The 26878-nt window shown below is 69.0% G+C and carries 24 protein-coding genes and 2 pseudogenes; 7 read left to right on the forward strand and 19 right to left on the reverse strand.

The features are described 5' to 3' along the window. Positions 1–138 precede the first annotated feature (138 nt). A complete protein-coding gene (locus tag GobsT_RS21225; RefSeq protein WP_010035415.1) occupies positions 139–456 on the reverse strand; it encodes a hypothetical protein in 318 nt (105 codons plus the stop codon). Between the two features lie 342 nt (positions 457–798). Between GobsT_RS21225 and GobsT_RS21230 the strand changes: the two genes are divergently transcribed. Beyond that, a complete protein-coding gene (locus tag GobsT_RS21230; protein ID WP_010035418.1) occupies positions 799–5919 on the forward strand; it encodes a beta strand repeat-containing protein in 5121 nt (1706 codons plus the stop codon). Between the two features lie 33 nt (positions 5920–5952). Here GobsT_RS21230 and GobsT_RS21235 read toward each other — a convergent pair whose 3' ends face one another. From GobsT_RS21235 to GobsT_RS41175, 3 genes and pseudogenes are all read right to left on the reverse strand, one after another. Further along, entirely contained in the window at positions 5953–6777 is an 825-nt protein-coding gene (locus tag GobsT_RS21235) for an IS5 family transposase (protein ID WP_010035390.1), read from the reverse strand. 283 nt (positions 6778–7060) lie between these two features. Next, entirely contained in the window at positions 7061–7930 is an 870-nt protein-coding gene (locus GobsT_RS21240) for an IS3 family transposase (RefSeq protein WP_197905138.1), read from the reverse strand. A gap of 115 nt (positions 7931–8045) precedes the next feature. After that, positions 8046–8237: pseudogene (locus GobsT_RS41175) on the reverse strand (transposase); the annotation flags it as partial. A gap of 35 nt (positions 8238–8272) precedes the next feature. On the opposite strand from GobsT_RS41175, the gene GobsT_RS37975 reads away from it, so the two are divergent. From GobsT_RS37975 to GobsT_RS21275, 6 genes are all read left to right on the forward strand, one after another. Continuing rightward, positions 8273–8602, forward strand: coding sequence for a DDE transposase family protein (locus GobsT_RS37975; RefSeq protein WP_085948016.1), 330 nt, complete (start codon positions 8273–8275; stop codon positions 8600–8602). Positions 8603–8665: 63 nt separating this feature from the next. After that, positions 8666–9085 carry a hypothetical protein gene (locus tag GobsT_RS21255; RefSeq protein ID WP_109570954.1) on the forward strand — a complete coding sequence of 140 codons (420 nt, stop codon included), beginning with the start codon at positions 8666–8668 and terminating at the stop codon, positions 9083–9085. Positions 9086–9470: 385 nt separating this feature from the next. Then, positions 9471–9743, forward strand: coding sequence for a WXG100 family type VII secretion target (locus GobsT_RS21260; RefSeq protein ID WP_010035434.1), 273 nt, complete (start codon positions 9471–9473; stop codon positions 9741–9743). Between the two features lie 79 nt (positions 9744–9822). Next, positions 9823–10479 carry a hypothetical protein gene (locus GobsT_RS21265; RefSeq protein ID WP_010035436.1) on the forward strand — a complete coding sequence of 219 codons (657 nt, stop codon included), beginning with the start codon at positions 9823–9825 and terminating at the stop codon, positions 10477–10479. Then, positions 10476–10697, forward strand: a complete 222-nt coding sequence (locus tag GobsT_RS21270) for a hypothetical protein (protein ID WP_010035439.1) — start codon at positions 10476–10478, stop codon at positions 10695–10697. Before GobsT_RS21265 ends, GobsT_RS21270 begins: the two co-directional genes overlap by 4 nt. 73 nt (positions 10698–10770) lie before the next feature. After that, positions 10771–14637: an FtsK/SpoIIIE domain-containing protein gene (locus GobsT_RS21275; RefSeq protein ID WP_010035442.1), complete on the forward strand. Its 3867-nt coding sequence runs from the start codon at positions 10771–10773 to the stop codon at positions 14635–14637. Between the two features lie 32 nt (positions 14638–14669). On the opposite strand, the gene GobsT_RS21280 is transcribed toward GobsT_RS21275, so the two are convergent. The 15 genes and pseudogenes from GobsT_RS21280 to GobsT_RS39830 all read right to left on the reverse strand — a co-directional run bounded on the left by GobsT_RS21280 (position 14670) and on the right by GobsT_RS39830 (position 26409). Further along, positions 14670–15089: a hypothetical protein gene (locus GobsT_RS21280; RefSeq protein ID WP_109570954.1), complete on the reverse strand. Its 420-nt coding sequence runs from the start codon at positions 15087–15089 to the stop codon at positions 14670–14672. A gap of 63 nt (positions 15090–15152) precedes the next feature. Then, positions 15153–15770: pseudogene (locus tag GobsT_RS21285) on the reverse strand (transposase family protein); the annotation flags it as partial. Positions 15771–15914: 144 nt separating this feature from the next. Further along, positions 15915–16364, reverse strand: a complete 450-nt coding sequence (locus tag GobsT_RS21290; RefSeq protein ID WP_010043196.1) for an ISAs1 family transposase — start codon at positions 16362–16364, stop codon at positions 15915–15917. Between the two features lie 34 nt (positions 16365–16398). Then, the gene (locus GobsT_RS21295; RefSeq protein WP_010043197.1) at positions 16399–16731 is read right to left on the reverse strand and encodes an ISAs1 family transposase; all 333 of its coding nucleotides are present in this window, start codon (positions 16729–16731) and stop codon (positions 16399–16401) included. A 72-nt stretch (positions 16732–16803) separates the two neighbouring features. Then, positions 16804–17961: a transposase gene (locus GobsT_RS21300; protein WP_010033494.1), complete on the reverse strand. Its 1158-nt coding sequence runs from the start codon at positions 17959–17961 to the stop codon at positions 16804–16806. A 59-nt stretch (positions 17962–18020) separates the two neighbouring features. Continuing rightward, positions 18021–19232, reverse strand: a complete 1212-nt coding sequence (locus GobsT_RS21305; RefSeq protein ID WP_148087826.1) for a hypothetical protein — start codon at positions 19230–19232, stop codon at positions 18021–18023. Between the two features lie 37 nt (positions 19233–19269). Further along, positions 19270–19656 (reverse strand): hypothetical protein, encoded by a 387-nt coding sequence (locus GobsT_RS21310; protein ID WP_148087733.1) that lies wholly within the window; start codon positions 19654–19656, stop codon positions 19270–19272. 174 nt (positions 19657–19830) lie between these two features. After that, a complete protein-coding gene (locus tag GobsT_RS21315; RefSeq protein ID WP_010043201.1) occupies positions 19831–20418 on the reverse strand; it encodes a hypothetical protein in 588 nt (195 codons plus the stop codon). 83 nt (positions 20419–20501) lie between these two features. After that, a complete protein-coding gene (locus tag GobsT_RS21320; RefSeq protein ID WP_010043203.1) occupies positions 20502–20816 on the reverse strand; it encodes a hypothetical protein in 315 nt (104 codons plus the stop codon). A 72-nt stretch (positions 20817–20888) separates the two neighbouring features. After that, positions 20889–21074, reverse strand: coding sequence for a hypothetical protein (locus GobsT_RS37980; protein WP_029601031.1), 186 nt, complete (start codon positions 21072–21074; stop codon positions 20889–20891). A gap of 1880 nt (positions 21075–22954) precedes the next feature. Beyond that, positions 22955–23386 (reverse strand): hypothetical protein, encoded by a 432-nt coding sequence (locus GobsT_RS21340; RefSeq protein WP_010036156.1) that lies wholly within the window; start codon positions 23384–23386, stop codon positions 22955–22957. 115 nt (positions 23387–23501) lie between these two features. Further along, positions 23502–23957 carry a hypothetical protein gene (locus GobsT_RS21345; RefSeq protein WP_010043205.1) on the reverse strand — a complete coding sequence of 152 codons (456 nt, stop codon included), beginning with the start codon at positions 23955–23957 and terminating at the stop codon, positions 23502–23504. Positions 23958–24501: 544 nt separating this feature from the next. Then, the gene (locus GobsT_RS21355; protein ID WP_010043207.1) at positions 24502–25059 is read right to left on the reverse strand and encodes a hypothetical protein; all 558 of its coding nucleotides are present in this window, start codon (positions 25057–25059) and stop codon (positions 24502–24504) included. A gap of 115 nt (positions 25060–25174) precedes the next feature. Next, complete coding sequence (locus GobsT_RS37985) at positions 25175–25318, reverse strand: hypothetical protein (RefSeq protein WP_157506818.1); 144 nt, start codon at positions 25316–25318, stop codon at positions 25175–25177. Positions 25319–26214: 896 nt separating this feature from the next. Beyond that, on the reverse strand, positions 26215–26409 hold the full coding sequence (locus tag GobsT_RS39830) for a hypothetical protein (RefSeq protein ID WP_197905096.1): 195 nt from the start codon (positions 26407–26409) through the stop codon (positions 26215–26217). Between the last annotated feature and the right edge of the window lie 469 nt (positions 26410–26878).

Genomic DNA, 26878 nt, shown 5'->3' on the forward strand with positions numbered 1-26878 from the left:
GCAGTCCCCTCGCGCGGCGTGGCTGCTCGACGCGGGGCCGAAAGGGATGGATGTGAAGAAGTCCCCACGCGCTCGCGCTGGTAATCGTGCCGCGGGCGCGTGTCAATTCGTGCGATCCCCGGAAGCGTGCCGGCCGAATCAGGAGCGCGGCCTCGCGCCCTTCGCCGAGGCCGACTTGGTCGGGACGGCCGGGCGCTTCAGCTCGTACTCGTACTCACCGTATTCGGCCGCGTGCTTGCCCTTTTCTGTCAGCGAGTAAGTTGCGGTGAACGGGTCGGTCGCGGACCCGGTGCTGAACTCCAGCAGCCCCTCGTCGACGAGCGACGTGAGGAACGAGCCGTCTTTAGTTTTGCGGCTGGGGACCAGGCGCAGGGCGCGCCCGTCGATCGGCTTCTTGCTCCGCCGAACGGTGCGCAGAACCTGCCAAGTAAAGTGAGATGTTGGGCGTAAGGGCACGGGATGCCTCTCGATCTGTCCGATGCGGGTAACGAATCGTTGTTCAGAGATTCGGAGAAGTTTAGCTCCAACTGCACACCGGATCAACTCTCTTCGTTCAATTGTCAAAGACGTTACACTCACCACGAGCAAGACCGGGCACATAAATCCGATTGCCAGCGTCATACCGATTCGCGCAATGTGGACAGGATACGCGATTTGGAAAAGGCAACAAAACGGCCCGCGGCCCTGGCCCGAGCGGCTAATTTAATTCGCAACGCGCACATCACGGCCCCCATACCAGCTCATGTGAGCCGGTGTGCGATCCGTACTCGTGGCCGCCACCTTGAACCGGGTGCCCAGATGCCGAACTGGTCGAAGCAAATGTTCAAGAGCCAACAGCCGACTCGGCCCGTGCACCTAGCCCCGCGACTCGGCGTCGAGGCCCTGGAAGACCGCAGCGTCCCGGCGACGGTCATCACGATCCAGGAAGCGGCCGGCTCGCTCGACGGGTTCCTCAGCGCGACCGACGGCACCATCGCCCTGAATGATCTGGCCGGCCAGGCCGGCACGCTCTCTCGCGCCGCCCTCCAGGGCGTCGGCGCGGGCGTTGCGATCAGCATCGCTGCCGAAAACGCAATCGTCTTCGACGCCTCCCTCACGGCCCCCGTCGCGCTGCAAACGGACGGCACCGCCAGCGCCGCGTTCGTCGCGTCGAACGGGAACCTCGCGTTCGCGTCCGCCAAGTCCCTCACCACGAGCGGCGCCGACCTGACGCTCACCTCGACGAACGGCGTGCTCACCGTCGCGAACCTCGCCACCTCCGGCGGGAACGTCACCCTGAACGCCGACGCGGTGAACGTTCTCGCGGGGGTGCAGGTGAACGCGGGCACGAACCCGACCCGCAGCATCGTGACCGTTCAGCCGGTCACCAACACCGTGAACGTCGATCTCGGCGGCGCCGGCAGCGCCGGCACCATCGGGCTCACCGACGCCGAACTGGACACGATCACCGCCCGCGTCTTGCGGGTCGGCAGCCTCACCGCCACCGGCACCATCGCCGTGACCGCCCCGATCACGCTCGCCGGCGGCGCCGTCCCGACGCTCAGCCTACGCACCGGCAACAACACCGCCACCGCGGTCACACAGACCGCACCGCTGAGCGTCACCAACCTCGCCGTCCAGTCGGCCGGTACGGTCGTCCTTACCACCCCTGGGAACGACGTAACCACGCTGGCCGCGAGCGTCACCGGGGCCGGCAACGCCTTCCGGTTCACCGACACCAACGCGCTGGTCCTCGGAACCGTGGACGGGGTCGCGGGGGCCGCCACCACCACCGCGCCCGGTTCGCAGGTGACCCTGTCGGCCGGCGCACTGACCCAGGCAGCCGGCGCCAACGTTACCACCAGCGAACTCGAACTGCTCGGCGCCGGCCCGGTCACCCTCACCAACGCCGGCAACAACGTCGCGACACTGGCCGCCAGCGTCGCCGGTGCCCTCAGCTACACCGACGCCGACGCTCTGACCGTGGGTATCGTTGGCGGCACCAGCGGCGTTGCCACGACCAACAGCGCCATCGTCATCGCCACCACCGACGGCGACCTGAGCATCACCAACGGCAACGCGGGTCCGACGCCGGACGTGAACGCCGGCACCGGCACCGTGTCCCTCACCGCCGGCGGCGCGGCCGGGCAGAACCGGCTGCTTGCCGTCGCGATCGACGCCGGCGTTACCGGCACGGGCGGGGTCACACTAACCGCGAACGACGTTGAAATCGAGGCTGATGTGGACGCCGGAGCGCAACTGCTCCTGGTTCAACCGTTCGAGGCCAGCACGCCTATCAACCTAGGGACCAACACGGTCGGCGCGTTCGCGCTGACGGATGCCGAAATTGACTTTCTGATTACCACAGGGGCCGTGCGGATTGGTAACGCCGCGGCCGGGAACATTGATGTCAGCGCGGCGATCACCGTGGACGGCGCGAGCCAGCTCGAGTTGATCACCGGCGGCGGAGTCATGGACAACAACTCCGGTGCTCAGGACATTTCCGTCGCCCGACTCGCGATCACAGCCGGCACCGGGATCGGTGTGGTCGGCACCAACACTCCGAACCTCGAGCTGAGCGTCACGAACCTGGAAGCGACCACCGCGACCGGGGGCATCGGGATCAGTAATTTCGGCGAGCTGGTGATCGGCGGCGTAACCGGAGCACTCTCCGGGTTAAGCGTGACGACTTCGGGTGCCATCGCGATCACCGTCACGGGTTCGCTCACCGTCGGGGCGACCCCGACCGAGGGCGTGTCGGTCGCGGGCGGCGGAAACATCACCCTGACGCCAAGCAACGACCTGGCGATCAACGCGCCGGTCATCGCCAGCGGCGGCAACGGCAACATCACCCTGTCGGCCCGCAACGACATCACGGTAGACGCGACGGTCACCGTCGCCGGCACCGGCAACATCACCGCCGGCGCCGACAGCGACAATAACGGGGGCGGAAACTTCTCCAACACGGCGGCGCTCACAACCGCCGGCGGCGACATCACCATCAGCGCGCAAGACATCGAGCTCAATGCGGCCGCCACGACCACCACGGCCGCCAGCGGTGACATCTTCCTGCTCACCCGCGACCCGGCCGATGTCATCAACCTGGGCACTAACACCGGGTTCGGGCTCACGAACGCCGACCTCAACAACGTCACCACCGCGACCCTGCACATCGGCAGCGCGACCAACACCGGCGGGATCGCGGTCACGGGTCAGATCACGCTCGGGGGCGCCGTCCCGGTGCTGTCGCTCGAAACGAGCGGCGCAATCACCGACGCCACCGGCGCCGAGCAGACCGACATCACGGTCGCGAGCCTCACACTGCTGGCCGGGCGCGCGGGGGCGGGCGGCATCGGCGCGACGGGCGTGGGCGGGCTTGATGTCGCAGTCACGAACCTCGCGGCCGCGAACTCCAGCCCCGATACGGGCGAGATCGTCATCGCGAACGCCTCGGCGGCTCTGAACGTGGGCACCGTCGCCGGGCGCGCGGGGGTCGTGAACCAGAACACCGCCGGCGGCGTCGTGCTGTCCTCGACCGGCGGAATCGCCCTCGCCGCCACGGTGAGCGGGGCCACCGGTGTGGCCGTTTCGACCAGCGGCGGTGACCTGAACACCACCGCCCCCGTCAGCAGTTCCACCGGCGCGGTCCAGCTCACCGCCTCGGGGGCGGTCAGCATCGGCGGCGCCGTGAGTGGCACCGGCGCCACCGTCACGGCCGGCACCACGCTGACCACCACCGCGGCCGCCACCGTCACCGTCGGCGGGGCCGGGAGCGTGGCGCTAACCGCGTCGGCGGGCGCGCTGTCGGTCGGCGCGAGCGTCGCGGCCGGCATCGGCGGCGTCACCCTGACCGCCACCGACACCGCCGCGACCACCAACACCGTAACGGTGGCCGCGGGCGTCTCGGTTTCGACCACCGCTGCCACGCTCACCATCAACGCGGGCGACGCGGTCACGATCGGCGGCACGCTCACCACCGTAGCCGGCGGCACGGTGAACGTGAACGTGGACGCGGGAGCTGTCGATGTCGGCGTGGGCGGCGCGGTCACCTTCTCGGCCACGTCGAACGTGAGCGGCGCCACCGTCATGAACGTGACCGGCGGGGCCGACGACGACACGTTCAACCTGCGCCCGCTCACCACCGGCATCACCACCAACCTGATCGCCGCGGCCGGGGCCGACACACTGAACATCGACCTGACCGCCGCGACCGCGTCGGCGTTCGGCAACATCACCGCGGTCGGGACGGGCACGTTCAGCTTCGGGAACCGCGGCAGCGTGGTCGCCACTGGGCTGGAATCGGTCGCGGCCACCGGGGGCACCTACGCCCTCAACATCGGGCTTCAAACGGCCGGGTTCCAGGACGGCAACGCGAGCCCGGACGTGACCACCGTGTCGAACACCGGCAGCGCCCTGAACGTGACCGTTCAGGCCAACAGCACCGGTGCAACGCAAACGCTGTTCAGCGGCCGCACCGGCGACGTGAGCACCCTCACCGTCACCGGCTCGACCGACCGCGACACGGTGACCGTTGACCTCACGAACCCGCTGCCGGCGGTGACCGTCGTGGGAGGCGGCCCGACGACGATCCCGGGCGACACGCTGAACCTGATCACCACGAACGCCAACGGGGCCACGTTCACCCCGGTGGTCGGGGGCGGGACGTACACGTTCGCGAACCGCAGCGCGGTCACGTTCAGCCAGATCGAGGTCGGGCCGGCGCCGGTGCTCCGCGTCGCGGCTTCCGACGCGAGCGCCGCCGAGGGCGCCACCCCGGACACCGGGACGTTCACCATCACCCGCGTCGGCGACACCTCCGCCGCGCTCACGGTGACGTACACGCTGAGCGGCACCGCGGTGAACGGGGTCTCCTACCAGGCGCTCACGGGCACCGTGACGTTCGCGCCCGGCGCGAGCACGGCGACCGTCACGCTGACCCCGATCGACAACTCGAGCGTGGACGGCACCCGCACGGCGGTGCTCACGCTGTCCCCGAGCGCCTCCTACGAGATCGCAGCCGGGGCGAGCCAGGCCACGATCGCCATCGCCGACAACGACGCGCTCGGGCGGCGCCTGGTCGTGGGTTCGTCGGCCAGCGGCACGGTCCAGGTACTCGACAACAGCAGCAACACGGCGGTGGCTTCGTTCCGGCCCTACGCCGGGTACCAGGGCGGGGTATCGGTGGCGGTCGGGGACGTGACCGGCGACGGGGTGGCGGACATCGTGACCGGCGCGACCGCCCTGTCGCCGCACGTGAAGGTGTTCGACGGGGTCACCTTCAAGGAGATCCGGAGCTTCTTCGCGTTCACCAACTTCGCCAGCGGGGTGAGCGTCGCGGTCGGCGACCTTGACAACGACGGGAAGTCCGAGATCATCGTGGGGGCCGGCACCCTGGCCCCGCACGTGAAGGTGTTCGACGCGACCACGCTGCAGGAGCGGGCCAGCTTCTACGCCTTCACGCTGACGACCGGAGCCCCGATCGCCAGCGGCATCACGGTGGCCGCGGGCGACACCGACGGCGACGGGCGGGCCGAGATCGTCGTGGGCGCGACCGTCGCCCCGCACGTGAAGACGTTCGACCTCGCCGGCAACACGCTCCGCAGCTTCCTGGTCCCGAACCTGCCGCCGGACACCGGCATCAGTGTCGGCACCGGCGACCTCGACGGGGACAAGCGCGCGGAACTCCTGGTCGGCGCGCGGGTCGGCGGTCAGGCGGTGACGACGGTGTTCCAGGGCGAAGCCGCGATCGGGCAGTTCTCGTCCGGCGCGGTGGCGACCACGCCGCGGGTGGCGGGGACCGACCGCGACGGCGACGGGAAGGACGAACTGATCCTCACGCTCGGCCCGACCGTCAGCGTGCGGAGCGGGACGTTCCCGTTCGACCAGCTCTCCACCCTGACCCCCTTCACCGGGTTCAACGGCGGCGTGTTCGTCGGCTAACGAACGGCTTAGTGACTGTCCCATATGTGGGATTTATGCCACCGTGTGGTATTGAAACTCGGCGTCGACCCCTTTCGGCTCAAGCCGGTTGAGCATCAGGTGGATCATGGCCAACTTGACGAACGCCTCCGACGACCGCACCGTCTTCTCCCGGTCCTTGGACAACCGCCGGCACGTCCCCAGCCAGGCGAACGTCCGCTCCACCGTCCACCGCCGCGGTAACTTCACCCACCCCTTGGCCCCGTCCGGGCGGCGGACGATGACCAGCTCCCACCGGGCGTTCGTCTCGACCCACTCGTACAGGGCGTAGTTGTGGTACTTGCGGTCGGCGAACACCCGGCGCACCTTCCCCATCGGTTGCTCGTCCAGCCGGCCGAACAGTTCGGCCGCCGCCTTGGCATCATCGACGCTCGCGGCCGTCACCAGCACGGCCAGCAGCAACCCCATGGAATCCACGAGGATGTGCCGCTTCCGCCCGTCCACGTTCTTGGCGTTGTCCCGGCCCCGCTCCTCGCCGCCGGAGGTCGTGTCCACCGACTGGCTATCCACGCTCGCGGTCGTCCGGGGCGAGTACGGCCTCTCGGCGGTGCGGACCTTTTTGCGGAGAAGGTCATGGATCGTGTCGCGGGTGCCGTTGTGTCGCCACTCGTCGAAGTACCGCCCGACCGTGGACTTGGGCGGGAAGTCCTTGGGCCGGTACCGCCACTGGCAACCGGTCCGCAGCACGTAGAAGACCGCGTCGGTGACGTCCCGCAGGGCGGTGGTGCGGGGACGGCCGCCGGGGTACACGGGGATGTGTGGCTCGATGAGCCCCCACTGCTCGTCGGTCACGTCGCTCGGGTAGGATTGGGTTCGCATGGACCATTCTACCCACCCAACCGCCACATATGGGACAGTCACTAATTCCAAGTTCGGCAGGGCGTCACGAGGGCGCAACTCGTTTCGATCCTGCCACCGAAGGTCGTCTGTGTGTGACCAGTTTCAACCCAGAGGTGCAACGATGCGAATGCTCCACCTGTTCGTGCTCGCCATCAGCATGGTGGGCCTGGTGACGACTGCCGACGCTCGAGCGCGCGCAATGGACCCGCTGCCCGTGCCCGAACCGGTGGGATGCTGACGATTTGGCGGACAGTTCAGCTGCTTAGTTCTGGGCCATGGTGCGGGTTACGAATTGGTGGGGTGTAAGGTAGCCGATCGCCGAATGCTCCCGCTCGAGTCGGTAGTGCCTCACGTACTCCGCGACGACCGTCCGGGCCGCCACGACACTGTCATACTCGGCCACTTCGAGTTCGCGCTTGATCGAACTCCAACAACTTTCCATGAACGCGTTGTCGTAGCAGTTGTCCGCCCGACTCATGCTCTGCTTCATTGAGGCACGACGCAGCACAGCTCGATACTCGGTGCCGGCGTACTGCCCGCCGCGATCCGTGTGATGCACCAGACCGGCCCTCGGTTGGCGCTCGCGGATCGCACGGCGCAACACGTCCAGCACCAGCGGCTCCGTCATCGTCGCGTCAATTGACCACGCCACGATGTCACGCGAGTACCGGTCCAGCAACGCGGCCAGGTACCCGAACCCGCCGCCACGCAGCGGCAGGTACGTGATGTCGCCAACCCACAACTCATCGACCCGCGTCGGCTCATCCGCCTCGAGCAACAGGTTCGGGCTGTACCCCAGGGTGTGACGCGAGTCGGTCGTCTTGGGTACGAACGACCTCGGCTGGATCGCTCGCAAGCCCTGGCTTTTTAGGACCCACGCGACGCGCTTCGGGCTGCACACGATGTCCTCGTCCGCCAATTCCGAGGCGATGCGTCGGGCCCGGTAGCGACGGCGATGCCTCACGAAGATGTCCACGATGGCGGGTGTGAGTTCGTCGAGCTCCTGCTCGCGAGCACCGGGTTCTCGGGTGAGCCAGTCGTAGTACGCCGAGCGACTCACCTCGAGCGCGTCGCAGATCGTGACCGTAGGAATGCTCGTGTCCTGAGCGATGGCCTCGATGGCGGCATACACGTCGCTCACTCGTTGCGGCCGAAAATGGCGAGCGCTTTTTTAGCACGTCGCGCTCGCGGGTGACGCGGAGCAACTCGGCTTCGAGTTGCTTCACGCGATCCTCGAGGGTCGAAGCGACGGGGCCGGCATGTTCGAGCTGCCGAGCCTTCCACTTGTACAGGAGCGTGGGGTCGTCGAGCCCGAGCCGCTCCGCCACGCTGGTCGCCGTGTGCCCATCCAGGAGCATCTGAACGGCTTCGCGGCGGAACTCCTCCGTGAACTTCCGTCGGGACGTGGTCGGTGCCGGTGGGCTGGCCTTTCGAGGCATCGCCGAACTCCTGTGGCGATGGCCATCTTAGGCAGTTGGGCTGTCCGCCAAATCGTCAGCACCTCACCGGGTGGCCCGGCACGTGCCCGCCCGCCGCGGCGGTGCTCGGCCAGATCCGGGTGGACGCCCAGACGAACGAGCACCAGGCGGCCCTGGCGTTGCTCGGGATCGTCCCGGTGGGCGGCTCGGTTTTGACCGGGGGTGCCACGTTCTGCCCGCGGGACGTGGCCGCGGCGGTGGTCGACGGCGGGGGCCATTACGTGCTCACGGCCAAGGACAACCAACCCGGCCTGGTGGCCGACATCGAGGCCGGGTTGGGGTTCGAGGACGCCGCCCGAGGGCTCGCGGCGGCCACGTCCCCCTGAGCCGGTCCCGACGCCCGAGCAACTGGGGCGCCCGGCCACGTCGGTGGCCCGGGGCACGGGCGGATCGAGACGCGGACCGTGCGGGCCACCCCGCTGCTGACGTGCCACGATCGGTGGACCGGATTGAAGCACGGGTCCCGCATCACCCGTGCGCGGACGGTCAAGGGTGTGACCACCGTGGAGGTGCTGCACGGGATCACCAGCTTGACGGTCGAGCGGGCCGACGCGCGAGCACTTCTGGGCCTGGTGCGGTCCCATTGGCGCATCGAGAACCAACGCCACGACGTGCGCGATGTGACCTTGGGCGCGGATGCGTGCCGGGTCCGCAAGGGGGCCGCACCGCAGGTGCTCGCGGCCCTCCGCAACGCCGCCATTCACCGGCTCGCCACCGTACCCGCCGACCGCACGCCCGAAGCACTCGAATGGCTCCAGCGACACCCCGAACACGCGCACAACCTTATCGGCATCACCCAACGTGAATAACGGAACGGCCCTGGGTGCACGACGGAACCGCCCGGCACGAGCGACCAGCCTTCTGACTTCGCAACACGTCCCCCACAACCAAGTGTCGGGTGAGTTGGGCGAACGGGGTCCCGATCAGTTTTCGGACCGGTTCGCCAACCTCATTTCTCCAACCACATTTCGCGGATCGACGCGACCGCAGACCGCTGGACTACCAACACTTTTAGCGTGCCGCGCGGGTCGTGCGAGCAGCAGCGGCCCGGGTCACCGCCGTCAGAACCGTTTCCGTGTCGCACGAAGCACCGCGCACCAGTTTCACGAAAAACTCGCGCCAACATTCGCCGCCGAGCTGTGATAAGATGAGTGGGCTCCCTTCCACGTCTTTCGCCCGCGGAGTTCCGACGCCATGTCACAGGCCATTGTGGACCCGGCCGAGGTGCGCCGGTTCGCCAGCAGCCTCAAGCGGTTCAACGCCGACATGCAGTCCGCGCTCGCCGGGTTGCACGGGCAGCTCACCGCGCTCGGGGACAGTTGGCGCGACCAGGAGCACGACCGGTTCCGACAAGAGTTCGAGGCCACCATGCTCGTGATGGAGCGGTTCCTCACGATGTCGGAAGAGCACGTGCCGTTCCTGCTCCGTAAGGCCGAGCGGATCGAAGAGTACCTGTCCCAGCGTTAGTGCCGCGGCACGCCGGGCCGCCCGCACACCGCCGGCGGTTGGGAACTGACGACCTGCTGACCTGAGCCCGGAACCCTTCATGAGCGCCGACGTCCGCTCGATCGCCGCGGTCATCGACTGGCACGCGGCCCTCACGAACTACCGCGACGGGCTCGACGAGGCGATGGCCGGCGTCGATCTCGAGATCCGCCGCGCGTACGACTGGCTAGAGGAGCAGCTCAAGCGGTGGCAGCGGGCCGTGCGCGACTGCGAAGAAGAGGTCGTTCGCGCGAAGGCCGAGCTTTCACAGCGGAAGTTCCCCAACTGGGACGGCCGCGAGCCCGACTGCACCGTCCAGGAGAAGGCCCTCCGGCTCGCGAAGGCGCGCCTGGAGCACGCCGAAGAGAAGGTCGTCACGGTGCGCCGGTGGCTCGGCCGCCTGCCGAAAATGGTGGACGAAACGTTCACCGGCTCGTCCCGCCGGCTCAAGTCGATGCTCGAATCCGACTTGCCCAACGCTTTGACCGCGTTGAACCGGCGGATCGCGGCCCTGGAGAGCTACGCGGGGCTGCGCACGGACTACGCCCCGGCGCCGGCGGCGCTACCGGCGCCGGCTGCCGAAACAAAAGGCGCGGCGGACACGCCCCCGGCGGGGGCGGAAAGCGCGGGGGCCGATTCGGCGGCCGTCCCGGAAGTTCATTCCTCCCCCCTTCCCTCCGGTGCGGGAACGGGTCCAGTCGGTGAGGGCCGGTCATGAAGTTCGGTGCCACCCGCAGCCAGATCTACGACGCACAAAAGACCGCCCGCGCCAAATGGGACGAAACGTTCACCTCCTGGGACGACCAGGTCCACCGGGAGCACGAGGAGAAGGTGGTGGAACCGCTCGACCACGCGGTCAGCGACGCGCTACGGGCCATCGACCAGCTCGCGGTGCTGTTCACCCAGATCCGCCTGGAGTGCGAGTTCCCGTCGTGACCCGTCGTCGGGTCGTTGGCGTTCACGTTTCCTGAGTGCGCCCGCACGTCGCCCACTTACGCACGGTGCATCCATGCCCGACAACTTGTTCGATCACCAGCGGGCCGCGCTCGCGGGCCTCTCCGACGCCGCCCGCGAGCGCGCCGCCGCCGAAGCCGAGTTGACCGCCGCGTTCGAAACCGCCCGCGACAAGGCCGAGCGGGACATCGCCCGCACGCGGAAGGCGCACGCCGCCGCCCTTGGAGCGGAGCTCACCGAACTCGACACGGAGCGTGCCACCACGCTCGCGCGTATCGCCACCGACTTCACCGCCGAGCAGGTGCGTCAGGACCGCACCCGCGAGGAGCGGCGCAAGCTCCTCATCGACCGGTTCCATGCCGCGGAGAAGAGCGGGCAGGCCAAGTTCGACGAGCAGTTGTGGAGCCACCACACGCTCCTTGAAGCCGGCGAGAAGACCGCGCGGGACCAACACGACACGCTGCAGCGCAAGGCCGCCGCGGGGGCCGAACAGGTGGAATCGCTGTGGGCGGACGCCGAACCGCTCCTGAAGCGCGGGCGGGTGACACGGGCGGCCGTCGAGTCCGCCGAAGCGCTGCCGGAACCTGGCGACGACGACCCCATCAAGCGGATGAACAAGTGGCTCGGCGCCGCTGACAAGAGCGTCGAGCGGCTGGCACGGGCGAAAACGCCGTCGTGGGGCTCGCCGCTGCGCCTTCCCGTGCTGCTGGCGCTGTTCGCGGGCGTCGGTGCGAGTTCGTTCGCGGCCGTGCCGGACGTCGCCACGGCCGGGGCGATCACCGGCGGCGCCGCCGTGGTGCTCGGATTCGGATCGTGGGTCCTGCTCCGCTGGCTCGGAAAACGGACAACGCTCCGCGAAGGGAAAGTGATCGCGCAGCAGCTCGCGGAGGCGGCGCGTGCGTGCCAGTTGCTCCGGGAGTTCGCGACGGCGCAGCACGCGGCCGAGATCCGGCGTCTGAACGAAAAGCACGACCGGGACCGGCAGCGCACCGAGGAGCACTACAAGCCGTTACTGGCGTCACAAAAGAGGCAGTTCGAAGACGAGCTGCGGCGGCTCGACTCCGACTTCGCAACGGCGGCGGAGCGGCTCCGGAACAAGCGCGACGCCGACACCCGCACCGCCGACAACCAGTACAACACCAAGAAGGCCGAAACCGAATCGCGCAGAGGCGGCGAGTTGGCCGCCGCGGAGGCGACGTTCGCCGAACGAATGGCCCAACTGACCGCGGCCCGCGACGCCCAGTGGGAGAAAATGGCGGGCGCCTGGAACGCCACCACCCAAAGCGTGGCCGGCACTTTTGAGGAACTCCGGGCCGCGGGCGCCGCGTTCCCCGCGTGGGACGCGTTCACACCGAACCGCCCGCTCGCGGACCGCGTCCCCGCGGGCATCCGCTTCGGCTCGGTGATTGTCGATCTGGGTACGATCACCGATGCCGTACCCACCGACCCGCGCCTGGCGCCGGCGGCGGCGCTGAGCGGCGAGGTGCCGGCGTACTTGCCCTTCCCGGACCGGTGTTCGGTGCTGATGCGGTGCCGCGACGAGGGCCGCGCCGCGGGCATCTCGGCCCTGCAAGCGATGATGCTGCGGTTCCTCACCGGCCTGCCGGCCGGCAAGGTCCGGTTCACAATCGTCGATCCGGTCAGCCTCGGCGACAGCTTCGCCGCGTTCATGCACCTCGCGGACTACGACGAGAAGCTGGTCACCTCGAAAATCTGGACCGACCCGCGCGACATCGAGGCGCGGCTCTCGGACCTGACCGACCACACCGCGAGCGTGATCCAGAAGTACCTGCGCAACCAGTACAAGTCGATCGAGGAGTACAACAAGGCGGCAGGCGAGGTGGCCGAGCCGTACCGCGTGCTGGTGGTCGCGAACTTCCCGAACAACTTCACCCCGGAGGCGGCCAAGCGCCTCGTCAGCCTCGCGAACAGCGGCCCGTCGTGCGGCGTGTGCGTGCTGGTGACGGCGGACACGCGCGCCGCGATGCCGCGCGACTTCAACATCGCGGACCTCGAAGCCGCCAGCTACACGCTCGTCTGGAAGGACAACACGTTCGTGCCGAAAGACCCCGTGCTGGCCCCGTTCGTGCCGGCACTCGACCGCCCGCCGGAGCCGGCAACGATCGCCAGCATCGTTCAGCGGGTCGGCAAAGGCAGCAAGGAAGCGGCCCGGGTGGAGGTGCCCTTCGAGTACATCGCCCCCAGGCCCGAGGACGTCTGGACCGGCAGCGCGGCGAAGAGTTTCGACGTGGCCGTGGGCCGCGCGGGCGCGACGCGGAAGCAACTGTTCTCGCTCGGTCGCGGAACGGCGCAGCACGCCGTGATCGCGGGGAAGACCGGGTCCGGCAAGTCCACTCTGCTGCACGCGCTGATTACGAACCTCGCTCTCACCTACAGCCCCGACGAGGCGGAACTCTATCTGATCGACTTCAAGGAAGGGGTCGAGTTCCAGTGGTACGCCAACTACCGGTTGCCGCACGCGCGGGTCGTGGCGATCCAGAGCGAGCGCGAGTTCGGGCTGAGCGTGCTCCAGCGCCTGGACGGCGTCCTGCGCGAGCGCGGCGAGAAGTTCCGTGACGCCGGCGTCAACGACCTGGCCGGCTACCGCGCGGCCGTGCCGCACGAGAAGACGCCGCGCATTCTCCTGGTGATCGACGAGTTTCAGGCGTTCTTCACCGAGGATGATAAGCTCGCGCAAGAGGCGTCGCTCCTGCTCGACCGGCTGGTGCGCCAGGGCCGCGCCTTCGGGATGCACGTCCTGCTCGGCTCGCAAACGCTCGGGGGCTCGTACTCCCTCGCGCGAAGCACCATCGACCAGATGGCAGTGCGCGTCGCGCTCCAGTGCTCCGACGCCGACGCGCAAATGATCCTCAGCAAGGACAACACAGCCGCCCGGTTGCTGTCGCGGCCCGGGGAGGCGATCTACAACGACCAGAACGGCATGGTCGAAGGGAACGACCCGTTCCAGGTGGTGTGGCTCGCGGAGGAGAAGCGCGAGCAGGTGCTCGAAGAGCTCCACGCGCGGGCCGGCGACCGGTGGCCCGCGCCGCTGGTGTTCAGCGGGAACTCGGCCGCAGTGCTCGCGAACAACCGCCCGCTGGCGAAGCAGTTGCGCGAACCGGCGCCCGTGAAAGTGCCGACCGCGTGGCTCGGCGATCCGGTGGCCATCAAGGAGCCGACGGCGGCCCTGTTCCGCGCCCATGGCGGCTCGAACCTGCTCATGATCGGCCAGAGCGAGGAGGTCGCCCGGGCGCTGTTCGTCTCCTCGGTACTCAGCCTCGCGGCTCAGGCGCCCGAAACGAAGTTCACCCTCCTCGACGGCACCCCGGACGACGCGGACGAAGCCGAATACCTCCGCAAGTTCACCGAGAAGTTGCCTTCCGCTACCGCCCCGAACCGTGCCGGCCTACCCGCCGCACTCGCCGAACTTACGGGGGAGATCGATAAGCGCCAAAAGGGAGAAAGCGAGCGCACGCCGCGGTTCGTGCTGATCTTCGGAATCCACCGGTTCCGCGAGCTGCGCAAAGCCGAGGACGATTTCAGCTTCGGGCGCCGCGGCGAGCGCGAGCCGTCCCCCGCCGAGCGGCTCGCAACGATCTTGAAGGACGGCCCGCTCTCTGGCGTTCACGCGGTCGTGTGGTGCGACTCGCTCGTGAACCTGAACCGCGCGTTCGACCGACCGCTCCTGCGCGAGTTCGCACTGCGGGTGCTGTTCCAGATGAGCGCGACCGACTCCAGTACCCTGATGGACGCGCCGACCGCCTCGAAGTTGGGCCGGCACCGGGCGTTGTACCTCCAGGACGAACAGGACCGGCCCGAGAAGTTCCGCCCCTACGGGTTACCCGCGCCGGAGTGGCTCGACGAGGCGTGTGCGTCCCTCCGAGCCCGACTCGCGTTGCAGCCGGAACACGCGGCGGTGTAATTCCTTGTGCGCGAAACTCCAGGGCCGTTCCGTTATTCACGTTGGGTGATGCCGATAAGGTTGTGCGCGTGTTCGGGGTGTCGCTGGAGCCATTCGAGTGCTTCGGGCGTGCGGTCGGCGGGTACGGTGGCGAGCCGGTGAATGGCGGCGTTGCGGAGGGCCGCGAGCACCTGCGGTGCGGCCCCCTTGCGGACCCGGCACGCATCCGCGCCCAAGGTCACATCGCGCACGTCGTGGCGTTGGTTCTCGATGCGCCAATGGGACCGCACCAGGCCCAGAAGTGCTCGCGCGTCGGCCCGCTCGACCGTCAAGCTGGTGATCCCGTGCAGCACCTCCACGGTGGTCACACCCTTGACCGTCCGCGCACGGGTGATGCGGGACCCGTGCTTCAATCCGGTCCACCGATCGTGGCACGTCAGCAGCGGGGTGGCCCGCACGGTCCGCGTCTCGATCCGCCCGTGCCCCGGGCCACCGACGTGGCCGGGCGCCCCAGTTGCTCGGGCGTCGGGACCGGCTCAGGGGGACGTGGCCGCCGCGAGCCCTCGGGCGGCGTCCTCGAACCCCAACCCGGCCTCGATGTCGGCCACCAGGCCGGGTTGGTTGTCCTTGGCCGTGAGCACGTAATGGCCCCGCCGTCGACCACCGCCGCGGCCACGTCCCGCGGGCAGAACGTGGCACCCCCGGTGAGCACCGAGCCGATCCCGAGCAACGCCAGGGCCGCCTGGTGCTCGTTCGTCTGGGCGTCCACCCGGATCTGGCCGAGCACCGCCGCGGCGGGCGGGCACGTGCCGGGCCACCCGGTGCGGGCCCGGCACGTGCCCGCCCCGGCTCCCGCGCAGGCACTTGCCGTCCAGGGCCACATGCGCGCGGGCGTCCGGGGTCAGGCGGCCCGCGATCCACCGGCCCAGGGCCGCCTCCAGTTGCTGGGGGGCGATCCGCCGCAAGGTCCGGGACAGGGTCGACGCGGACGGCGTTTGACCCCGCCGGAACCCGCGCGCGTGAGCCAACGGGGTCCCGTACTGGCGCCCGAACCGGGCGATCCCCTGGAGGCCCGTGCGGCCCATCCGCACCGCCAACGCGACCAACCCGAGGACCGCCGGCAGCGGGTGGATCCGGCCCTGCAACCCGCGCGGGTCGGGGACCGTTGACTACTACTCATACTGCCAGCGCGCGCGGGCATCGAGCACCTCGGGCCGAAGGAGTGCCCCGCTACCCAACAAGCCTGCACGCGACAAGGTGAAATAAGGAACGGCCCTGGGCATGACAGGGCCATTCCTTTATTCACTCTGGGGGATGCCGATAAGGTTCCTCGCGTTCTCGGGGTGGAGTTGGAGGAGTTCAATAGCCTCCGGCCGGCTCTTGGCCTCGACGCTGGCCAGCAGGTGAACCACAACGTTACGCACCGCAGCCAGGACCTGCGGAGCCGTGCCCTTTCGCACGCGACACGCATCCTCGCCCAGCGTCACATCTCGAACGTAATGCAAGCCGTTTTCGATCTGCCAGTGATCACGAAGAATCGTCAGAAGTGTCGCCGCGTTCGCCCGCGCCATCGACAGGCTCGTGATCCCGTACACCACCTCCACCGTCTTCTTACCCTTCACCGCCCGCTCACGCGTGATTCGCAGACCTTGCTTCAGGCCCTTCCACTTCTGACCCACCGTCACGATCGGTGTCGTCTCCAGCGTCCGCTTCTCGATCCGACCGTGACCTTTCTCCGATGTCGTCACGACTCGGTCCGCCGGTGCCGAGAAGTGGACGTCTTCAGGGGGAAGTGGCCGCCGCGAGCCCTCGGGCGGCCGTTTCAAAGGCGAATCCGCCCTCGATATCGACCTCCAATCCGGATTGGTTGCCCTTCACGACGAGCAGGTAATCGCCACCCCTGTCGATCACCTGTTCCGCCAGGTCCCGCTGGCAGAACATCGCATCGCCGACCACAACTTTGCCCTGGAGCGGCAGGATCCCCAACAATCCCAGAGCCGCCTTGTGTTCGTTGGTCTTGGAGTCAACGCGAACCTGGGCGAGTACGGCTTCAACGGCCGGAGCATAGGCGGCGACGAGATGTTGACCGGGCACATCACCATGGGTGTACGACATGCTTTGCGCCTACCCAGCGAGTCTGTGTCGGCGTTCGCCGGTGATGTTGGCTTGTCGTCGATTCCAGTAGTTTCAAGTTGGCGGCTTGGTTTTGTTGGCCGATCGTGCAGTAGTAATGGACTTATTTTCGCCATCTGTAGGTGCCAGCCCATCGGCCAACAGTATCAGGCATACCGCCGCCAGTGTCCACCCGAGGCCGCGGGCTGAGCGGGACCACAACCAGGCGTTACGCAGGATCAGCCCGACGGCCACCCACAGGAGTCGCACGACCCCATCGGTGGTCGAGGTCCGGGGCCGAACCTGCCCCAACTGGCGGTAGCTGCTCTCGATCCCGAATCGGGTCCGGTACAGGTCCCGAATCGCCACCGGGCTCCCGCTCACCCGCCACACCGCGTACAGTAACTTCTTGCTCCGCCGGCCCCCGGTCCGCCGGTACCGGTAGCTCTTGTGAGCGATCACCACGTGCACCCGCACCGAGGTGCCCCGATCCGCGTGGGTGTACGCATATCGACCCGCGCCCCGCCGCCGCACGGCCCGCAACCCGACCCCCTTCACCCCGGGCCGGGGCTTGCGGCCCCGGACCACGGCCGGGATCACGAACGGCACACCCCGCGCCTGGAGCAACCGCATCACCGCGATCGAGAAGAACGCCTTGTCCAGCAGCGCGACCCGGACCGTAACCCGTGCCGCCGTCACCTGATCCAACAGCCGGGTGAGCACCGCGGTCATCGGCTCCTTCTCGCCCACGGCCGTCAACCCGAGCGTGTACCGGTCCGGTCCCCCGACGAGGCACGCGGTGGCGTACGTGTGGAACGTGTGGGTGCCGCCGGCCCCCTTGGACCGGGTGGTGTCCCGGTTCGGCGTCCCGAAGTACCCGATCCGGTGGTAGTCGATCGCGACCCGAGCCGCCCGCTTCCGCTTGCCGAGCGGGGCGTGGAGGGCCGGCCGCAACCGCCGCTCGAGGGTGCGGCGCCGCTTGGGCAGCGTGAGGTACAAGCAATCCCAGATGGCCTGCCCGGACGGGGCGTCGGCGATCGCGGCACAGGCCGCGGCCACCGAGCGGGCGAACGCCGCGGCGAACAGCACCACCCGCCACACCACCTCGGGTGTACAGGTGCGGCGACGCTTGGGCAGTTGGACCGCACGGCCGAGCCAGTCGGTCAGGACCGGACGGAGGTGCCGGGTGGCGTGGGCCGGGGTGGCTCGGATAGACTGACGTTTGGGTCGCATGGGGGCTCCGACAGTGGAGGCGTGGTAACCACCATTGACCGGTAAACCCATGCGGCCCGCTACTCATAAATCGCCCAACTTGAAACTACTGGATTCCAGAAGTCATCGAGCGGTGCGGTTTCGCTGAGCAGGTCGGCCCGGAGTTGGAGGATCGCTTCGGCGCCCGGCTCGGACCAGAACTTCTCGGACCCCTTGACCCGATGATTCATCTGCTTGATCGTCGACTCCACGTGGCTGGTGGTGATCGGCAGACCGGCCCGGCGATACTCCGCGTATTTCATACGTCCCCGTTGGTTCTCGAAGTCGCACCGGGCCTCGGCTACGCACACCCGCGGGTGCGTCTCGCCGTCGGTCGCCTCGGGCATCCCGAGAACCTGTTGCCGCGACTCCAGACCCGACACGACCGTCGCAACATCCCCACGCCACAGCGCCTCGATCCACTGCACATATCGGGACCAACCCTCCCCAAACGGACCACCCGCCATCGCGGCACCGTACACATACGCCAACGCGTGGATGAAATCGACCACCGGCGTGAAGCTCGAGAAGTGCCGTTCCCACACGCCCCAGTTGGCATTCGACCCGTCGCCCAGAAACACCCGGCGTTTCGACCCGTAGAACCCACGGGCCCAAGCCGCGGCCGCCAGCAACCCACCGAACACCTCGACCCCCTGCTTGGTGCTCACCACGCTCCGCACGACCAACTCGGGCGGTTCGTACCGGCCGGTCGCCTCGGGCACCGGTTGGGGATCGACCGGGGCGACCGCGTCACCGGCCGGCTCACGCCCGGCGGCCTTCGATTCCGACTTGATTTCCTGGGCCAGACGCGGGATCCGCTCGGGGTCGATATAGTGCGTGGGAATTTGCGGGCACGGGTCGTCCGTGTCGGACACACTCGCCATTGAGGCCAGCAAACCCACCTTGTCCTCACGCCAATGCTCCCCCTTCTTCTTCTTCTTCGGGGGTACCGGCGTCGCGACCGCGGAGCCCTTCGGCTGTTCCGGTGACGTCGGGTTCCGGATCTGAAGCCTTCCGCCGTCCATCTGGACCACCGCAATCGGCGGGGGCACGACATCCGGAGGCGCCTTCTTGCGTTCAACCAGAGGCAAGGACTCGTAAGCCGCGACGGCGGCATCGCGTTCGGCACACCGCTCGGTACCGATCTGTTGCGTTCGTCGCTCGACCTGCTTGACCGGAACCGGAACCTCGGCCAGTTCCCGCAGGGCCTCAGCGGCCAGCGCAAACGATCCGCACCGGGTGCCCGCGAACACGACTTTCTTCAACAGGGCCGGGGATTGCCCGCCGCGGTCAATCGCCAGACTCGCCGACTGAGGGAAAAAAAGCCCGCCGGCAGGCGGTGCAGTAGGCCGACGGTTCGCTCCACTCCGCTTCCCCGACCCGCGTGGTGAGGATGCGTGGTTCGGGATCACCGGGTGATGGCGTCTGTCGGCACCCCGGGCATTGTTGTCTCTCGGCGGGTATGGTGCCGGCCGCTTGTTTCTGGAGAGCTTGGCGGAGCAGTTCGCGTGACACCGTTTGGCCCAACTGGACGACCAGTTCTTCGAGTTCCTCGAACGTCGTGCCCCACGGCGGCCCATCGGGTCCGAACAGCCTCTCGACCAACGTTTTGGCCACCCCGTCCAGGTACGCCTTATTCGCTGCGACTTCGGGACGAGCGTTATTGGGGCGTGCCATACCTGATCTCCACCAACGACTTGTGTGGCTCGCACGGCCGTTATTTCTTCGAGCCGCGGTCTATCATGATACCCCAACTTGCAAACCGTGTCGTGGACCCGGTCACTTCCGCCTCCGCCGCCGAACAATGAGCTCACCTGCACCGCCATGATACAGTCAGCGACGCGTCCCGAATCACATGGCGGTGTCAGGTGCAGCGCCGGGTTCGGCTTCTGCGCTATCCCGCCAGTAGTCGCGGGGCCACACTCGATCCGGCGGCTGACCCAACTGCCAGGCGACGTACTCGGGCGGCGGGTGGCCGATGTCGAGCACGTGCTCCGCCCGGAACGGTACCTCAGCCCCGAAGCACAGGTACACCCGGTCGGACCGTTCGAGGCACGCTGGCTGGTTGTCCAGGATGCCGATGTACGTGTCGCCGACCCGCTCGGCCACGAGCACCCACATACGCTCCGACCGCACCCCGACCGACCCGTCGTTCTCGTAAGCCTCGATATGGAACAGCAGCTTAGCGGCGTCGCCGCGCTTGAGGCCGCGGCGCTGGTCGAGCGGGGGCACCCAGAACGTGTCGGGGTGCTGTCGGCTCAACTCCTCACCGGAGTCGATTTGCCAGTAATCACGCTCGAATGTGGCAAGCCGCACCGCCACTCGAAAACCCTCTGGGTGGCCGAACAGAAAGCTCACCGGCACCGCCATCACCGGATCAGCGATGCGTCCCGAATCAGCGGGCGGTGTCAGGTGCAGCGCCGGGTTCGGCTTTCTCATTGCTGCACACCTCGGTGACGACCGAGGCTCACCAACTCTTGAGCCACGCATCGGGAACACCAACTCTCCTGGCACAGCTCCGGTCAAGGCGGCGCCTTCTCTACCCCATGCTTGCGCTCCGACTCCTCTCGTTCGCGTTGGTTCCTTACCCTTTCCTGAGCGTGCCGCACATGGCCGAGCGTGGCGATGATCGTGGCCCCGAACACCAGCGCCACGGATGCGAGAAGGAACATGACCACGAAGCGCGGCCGCTGCGGCCACACGCCGGTGTAGAGCGCGATGAGGAGCCATCCCACCAATACCGCAGCCAATGCCAAGCAGGCACCCCAGATCGCCACTTCGCCAGGGGTACTAGTTTCCCAGTCTGGCTCTGGAGTCAAAATGGCGTTGGCAAACACCAATCGCTCCTCGGGTGGCCGAACGAACAGCTCACCTGCACCGCCATCATCGGATGAGCGATGCGTCCCGAATCAGATGGCGGTGTCAGGTGCAGCGCCGGGTTCGGCGTGCTTTTGGTGAGCCGTGGGTGCCGGAATCTGCTCCCGGCGCCACGCCACGGCCACGGCGGCCACCGCTCCGACCACCAGCCCCACGAGCAGCCCCTGTGACACGCCCGAACCGATGCCCACGTGCAGAGGGCTGAACCACGTCCCCACCGGCCGAAAATGCTCGGCGGGAGTACCCGGGGGCCGCCGCTCCGAGGAGATAACCGCCCCCGCCGCCGGCACACGCCCCGGCGAGGCCACTCAGGCACACGATCAGGTATGCCCGCAGGACCGACACGGCGCCCCCCAGACGCAGCCCCCGGATGAGCACGGTGACCGACCCGATGCACGCCGCGCCGCACAGGGCGGAGCCGCCCACCATGTCCGCCCACGCATGCTTGCGTGGGGCGTCGAACTCGGGCGAGCTGTACCGGATTAGCCCGGGGTAGCAACCCGGGAAGAAGCCGGGAGCGAACGTGTCCGTGAACGCAAAGACGATCTCCCCGACCTGCATGAACGCAAACCCGCCGGCCACGGCAGCAGCGAACCCCAGTGCCACACAGCCGAGCCACCGCATCCGCGCCTCCGGCTGGTCTTGCCGAACGTAAAGCTCACCTGCACCGCCATCACACGATGAGCGGTGCGTCCCGAATCAGCCGGCGGTGTCAGGTGCAGCGCCGGGTTCGGCTCGCTCACGTCCGCGGTTCCGGGGCACACGCCCCGCGCCGCGCATCTGCGGATGCCCGCGGCACCGATGCGGCCGAGCGGAGCACCACCGACCCCACGCGCCGTGTCGCGGCCCATCGGAGGCCGGCCACCACCGCACCTCGCGGCGATGAGCCGCGCCGACCACCGGCGGGCACCACGCGGAGCACCCCCGACCCGAACCGCCGTGTCCCCACCCGCATCCCGGCCACGCCCAACCGCACCTCGCGGCGACGAGCCGCGCCCGCGCCCACCGGCACTCTGCGGAGCCCGACGCGCGGGGTTCACCCACGCGGACCACACGCACACCGCCGCACGGGCGCTCCAGCACGCGAGGGTGGCCGAACAAATAGCTCACCTGCACCGCCCCCTCCCAGGGAGCGATGCGTCACAAACTCGCGGGCGGTGTCAGGTGCAGCGCCGGGTTCGGCTCGATGCCCTCGGCGGTTCCGAGGTGGCACGCTCAGCATCGCGGCTCCGCGGAAGCCCGCCCACCGTCGCGGCCGAGCGGAGCACCACCGACCCACCCGCCGTGTCCCGGCCCATTGGAGGCTGGCACCAACCGCACCTGGCGGCGACGAGCCGCGCCAACCACCAGCGGGCGCCACGCGGAGCACCACCGACCCGAACCACCGTGTCCCCACGCGCCGCCGGCCACGCCCAACCGCACCTCGCGGCGGCGAGCCGCGCCAGACACGACCGGCACCCCGCGGAACCCGACACAAGGGTTTCACCACCGCGGACCACACGCCTCGCACCGCCGCACGCGCACTCATGCACGCGATGGTTGCCGAACGAACAGCTCACCTGCACCGCCATCATACCGTCAGCGTTGCGTCCCAGACCAGATGGCGGTGTCAGGTGCAGCGCCGGGTTCGGCTCGCTCACCACCGCGGTTCCGGGCCACGGGCCGAGCGTCGCGCATCCGCGGAGCCCGTGCCACCGGTGCGGGCGTGCGGAGCACCACCGACTCGACGCACCGTGTCGCGGCCCACCGGAGGCCACCCACCACCGCCACGCGCGGCGATGAGCCGCGCCCGGCACCCACGGGCACCACGCGGAGCACCACCGACTCGAACCGCCGTGTCCCCACGCGCCCCCGGCCACGCCCACCCGCACCTCGCGGCGACGAGCCGCGCCAGCCCCGCCCGGCCCCACGCGGAGCACCACACGTGGGGTTCACCCACGCGGACCACACGCACACCACCGCCGCACGCGCGCTCAGGAACGCGAGGGTGGCCGAACATAAAGCTCACCTGCACCGCCATCATACCGTCAGCAACGCGTCACAAATCAGCGGGCGGTGTCAGGTGCAGCGCCGGGTTCGGCATCTGCGCAGCCCCCAGCTACCCGCCGTTGACCTCGGCCGCCACGACCCGACCATCCGGGCCGAAGTGAACGTACAGGAAGGCGTCGTCGAAGCCGTATGGGCCGAGGCCGCTCCAGCATCCCAGCCAGTACACCCACGTCTCCGGGTGGTCCAGTCGAACGCCGTACCCGTCCACCGGCCCCCGCGGGTCACGCGACGGTGGCTCGCCCTCGCCCAGCAGTTCCCGCACACGCTCTTTGGGCGTCCCAGCGGGCAGGTGGCGGATGGCGTCACGGGCCATCGGCCCCCGCCCCCGCTCGTCGGCGGCCGCCCACGCCGCCGGGCTGAATGGGCGGTCGTCGAACGGGTCGAGATACCGGTCGAGCGCGACGAACCCGGCCACGCACCCGCGGGCCAACAGCAACGCGGCCAGGGCGAGCAAGCCGACGACACACTTCCACCGCCGCATCTCGCACTGCCTCTGTTGCCGAACGAACAGCTCACCTGCACCGCCATCACCGGATGAGCGATGCGATCCAAACTACATGGCGGTGTCAGGTGCAGCGCCGGGTTCGGCGTCTGGGCTACCCCCGCCAGACCACCTGCACGCCGGCAAGCTCGATGCCGCCTGGCCCGGCGGCGAGTTGCCCGGCCTTGCGGTTAAGCAGGGCCGGCCCGAAGCACTCGCCGAACCCGACCCGCTCCCCGCAGTGCAGGAAGCTGACGTACGGCCAGCGGTAGAACGACCCCCGCACCTTCTCGGGGGCGTCTCGCCAGCCGAGCAACCGGCCGGGCCGGCCGCACTCCCGCACCCCGGCGTCCGTCACCTCCCACCACTGGAAGGTGCTGCCGTGGTCGAACTGCCCGCGCTCCAGGTCGCCGTCCGCGACTTGGTAGATGTACAGCGCGTCGAACGCGGCGAGGTCGGCGACGCGGACCCCGAATGAGTCGGCCACGTAGTCGAGGAAACGCGGCGTGCGGTGCCACGACCAGACGTCGGCCAGTGCCTCAGCGACCGAACGCGACGGCTGCGGCTCCATCGGTCGAGCGCCCTCGGGTGGCCGAACAAACAGCTCACCTGCACCGCCACCATCGGATGAGCGATGCGTCCCAGATCAGATGGCGGTGTCAGGTGCAGCGCCGGGTTCGGCTTCTGCGCCCCGCGCCGCGCATCCGCGGAGCCCGCCCACCGACGCGGCCGAGCGGAGCCACCACCGACCCGCACCACCGTGCCGCGGCACACCGGTGGCCGCCCACCACCGACACCCGCGGCGATGAGCCGCGCCCGGCACCCACGGGCACCACGCGGAGCACCACCGCCACGAACCGCCGTGTCCCCCCCCGCCACCGGCCACGCCCACCGCAAGCTCGCGGCGACGAGCCGCGCCGGTCGCACTCGGGCACCACGCGGAGCCCGATACTCGCCGTTTACCACCGCGGACCACACGCACACCACCGCACGCGCCATCGAGCGGCCTCGGGGTGCCGAACAACAAGCTCACCTGCACCGCCACGTCCCGAGCCGCGATGCGTCCCGAATCAGCGGGCGGTGTCAGGTGCAGCGCCGGGTTCGGCGCGACCTCCTCAACCGAACTTGGCCTTCCGCTCCACAGGGGTCAGGCACCGATAGCATACCTCGCGCTGCGGGTCATCCTCGCGTGCCAGCGTCGGGGCACCGCACCGCTGGCATAGGTAGGCACGCCGCCCGACCTCCCACGGCACCGACGGGTCGAATCCGCCCCGCTCTGCGTAGTACCGGGCGGCCCGCACCACCAGCTCCACGTCGCGGCAGATGTGCCGCTCACGGTCCCCGAACCCCTGCTCGATGAGCGGGCCATAGATCTCCACGTCCCGGTCGCCGCCGGCCGGGTCCTGGAACCGCCGCTGCAGGTAGCCGCCGTGGGTGCCCGCCAGCCAGTACACCCCGTCGCCACCGGACACCTCGAACCGCTCGCAGAACTGGTCGTATTCGTGGCACGCCTCGTCCTCGGTCGGCCACAGGATCAGGATGGGGTGGGTCCGGCGGTCCAGCCGGCGGATCGCGGTCTCGATTGTCTCCCAGGACGGACGCACGGCCTTCTCCCTGCGATCCCGTCGCCCGTCCTGCAGGTAGGAGAGCGTTTCCAGCACCTTCGCGTGCATCGGCTCCCCCTCGGTTGCCGAACAATGAAGCTCACCTGCACCGCCATCATCGGATGAGCAATGCGTTCCAAGTCAGCCGGCGGTGTCAGGTGCAGCGCCGGGTTCGGCTCTGTCCTCAGCGCGGTCGGCGCATGACGACGAGAGTGCGTCCTCCGCTCGCGGTGCCCAAGCTCACGACCAGTTGAGCGTAGGCCGGGTCGCCCTGCAGCCGTACTTCTTCGATCACCGTGCCGTCGTCGTCCTGTGCCCGACAGATCATCGACCCACCTGGACCGAGACATGAACCGCCGGCAAGGGATTTGCGGTATGGTCCCGGCAATCGGGGCGGGGCCACGACCGCCCACCCATCGTATCCGGCCACGACGGCTTCCAGGGAGACGAACGGTCGCTCCTGTCGTGTGGCCGATTCCGCGTGCCGGCCCCAGGGTGACAGCCAATAACCGGCACACCCCGCACCGAGTAACACGACGAACACAAGCCACCGCACCCGCATCCGATCCCCCTTCCGGTGCCGAACATAAAGCTCACCTGCACCGCCATCACCGGATGAGCGGTGCGTCCCAGAACAGATGGCGGTGTCAGGTGCAGCGCCGGGTTCGGCTTCTGCGCTGGGATGTGCGGTTCCGCGGAGCCCGCGCCCGCGTCGCGGTTCCGCGGAGCCACCACCGACCCGCACCACCGTGCCGCGGCACACCGGGGGCCACCCACCACGGCACCGCGCGGCGATGAGCCGCGCCGCCCACCGACCGGTATCGGCGGAGCACCACCGATCCGACGCGCCGTGTCCCCACGCGCCTCCGCCCACGCCCAACCGCACCTCGCGGCGATGAGCCGCGCCAGACACGACCGGCACCACGCGGAGCACGACACGCGAGGTTCACCCATGCGGACCACACGCTCAGCGCCGCCGCACGCGTGCTCACGCGCCCTCTGGGTGGCCGAACAGAAAGCTCACCTGCACCGCCAAGATGGAGTGAGCGACACAACGGCGGCTGATGGCGGTGTCAGGTGCAGCGCCGGGTTCGGCTCGCTCGCCTCCGCGGTTCCGGGCGACACGCCGAGCTTGGCGCATCCGCGGAACCCGCGGCACCGGTGCGGCCGAGCGGAGCCCCACCGACTCGAATCGCCGTGTCGCGGCCCACCGGTGGCCACCCATCACCGCACCTCGCGGCGACGAGCCGCGCCCGCCCTGACGCGCGCCACGCGGAGCACCACCGACCCGAACCGCCGTGTCCCCACCCGCACCCCGGCCACGCCCAACCACACCTCGCGGCGACGAGCCGCGCCCGCCCCGACCGGCACCACGCGGAGCCACCACCGACGCGTGGGCGTCACCTTCGCGGACCACACGCCCACCACCGCACGCGCGATCCAGAACGCGAAGGTGGCCGAACATAAAGCTCACCTGCACCGCCATCACACGATGAGCGGTGCGTCCCAACTCAGCCGGCGGTGTCAGGTGCAGCGCCGGGTTCGGCTCGATGCCCTCGGCGGTTCGGGGTCGCACGCCGAGCGCCGCGCATCCGCAGAGCCCGCGGCACCGACGCGGCTGGGCGGAGCACCACCGACCCGACGCGCCGTGTCCCGGCACACCGGAGGCCGCCCACCACCGCACCTCGCGGCGATGAGCCGCGCCGACCACCCACGGGCCACACGCGGAGCACCACCGACCCGCACCGCCGTGTCCCGACACATCGGAGGCCACGCCCAACCGCAAGCTCGCGGCGATGAGTCGCGCCAGACCCGACCGGCACCACGCGAAGCCCGACGCGCGCGGTTCACCACCGCGGACCACACGCACACCGCCGCACGCGCGCTC

This window comes from Gemmata obscuriglobus, from assembly GCF_008065095.1.
In the GTDB taxonomy this organism is placed as follows: domain Bacteria; phylum Planctomycetota; class Planctomycetia; order Gemmatales; family Gemmataceae; genus Gemmata; species Gemmata obscuriglobus.

What these genes read in the sequence shown, in the direction of transcription:
- GobsT_RS21355 (WP_010043207.1), bottom strand. Translation starts at nt 25,059, where the DNA reads ATGCACGCGAAGGTGCTGGAAACGCTCTCCTACCTGCAGGACGGGCGA.
- GobsT_RS21275 (WP_010035442.1), top strand. Translation starts at nt 10,771, where the DNA reads ATGCCCGACAACTTGTTCGATCACCAGCGGGCCGCGCTCGCGGGCCTC.
- GobsT_RS21315 (WP_010043201.1), bottom strand. Translation starts at nt 20,418, where the DNA reads ATGAGAAAGCCGAACCCGGCGCTGCACCTGACACCGCCCGCTGATTCG.
- GobsT_RS21345 (WP_010043205.1), bottom strand. Translation starts at nt 23,957, where the DNA reads ATGGAGCCGCAGCCGTCGCGTTCGGTCGCTGAGGCACTGGCCGACGTC.
- GobsT_RS21300 (WP_010033494.1), bottom strand. Translation starts at nt 17,961, where the DNA reads ATGCGACCCAAACGTCAGTCTATCCGAGCCACCCCGGCCCACGCCACC.
- GobsT_RS21235 (WP_010035390.1), bottom strand. Translation starts at nt 6,777, where the DNA reads ATGCGAACCCAATCCTACCCGAGCGACGTGACCGACGAGCAGTGGGGG.
- GobsT_RS21270 (WP_010035439.1), top strand. Translation starts at nt 10,476, where the DNA reads ATGAAGTTCGGTGCCACCCGCAGCCAGATCTACGACGCACAAAAGACC.
- GobsT_RS21310 (WP_148087733.1), bottom strand. Translation starts at nt 19,656, where the DNA reads ATGGCACGCCCCAATAACGCTCGTCCCGAAGTCGCAGCGAATAAGGCG.
- GobsT_RS37985 (WP_157506818.1), bottom strand. Translation starts at nt 25,318, where the DNA reads ATGATCTGTCGGGCACAGGACGACGACGGCACGGTGATCGAAGAAGTA.
- GobsT_RS21260 (WP_010035434.1), top strand. Translation starts at nt 9,471, where the DNA reads ATGTCACAGGCCATTGTGGACCCGGCCGAGGTGCGCCGGTTCGCCAGC.
- GobsT_RS21340 (WP_010036156.1), bottom strand. Translation starts at nt 23,386, where the DNA reads ATGCGGCGGTGGAAGTGTGTCGTCGGCTTGCTCGCCCTGGCCGCGTTG.
- GobsT_RS21265 (WP_010035436.1), top strand. Translation starts at nt 9,823, where the DNA reads ATGAGCGCCGACGTCCGCTCGATCGCCGCGGTCATCGACTGGCACGCG.
- GobsT_RS21295 (WP_010043197.1), bottom strand. Translation starts at nt 16,731, where the DNA reads ATGTCGTACACCCATGGTGATGTGCCCGGTCAACATCTCGTCGCCGCC.
- GobsT_RS21230 (WP_010035418.1), top strand. Translation starts at nt 799, where the DNA reads ATGCCGAACTGGTCGAAGCAAATGTTCAAGAGCCAACAGCCGACTCGG.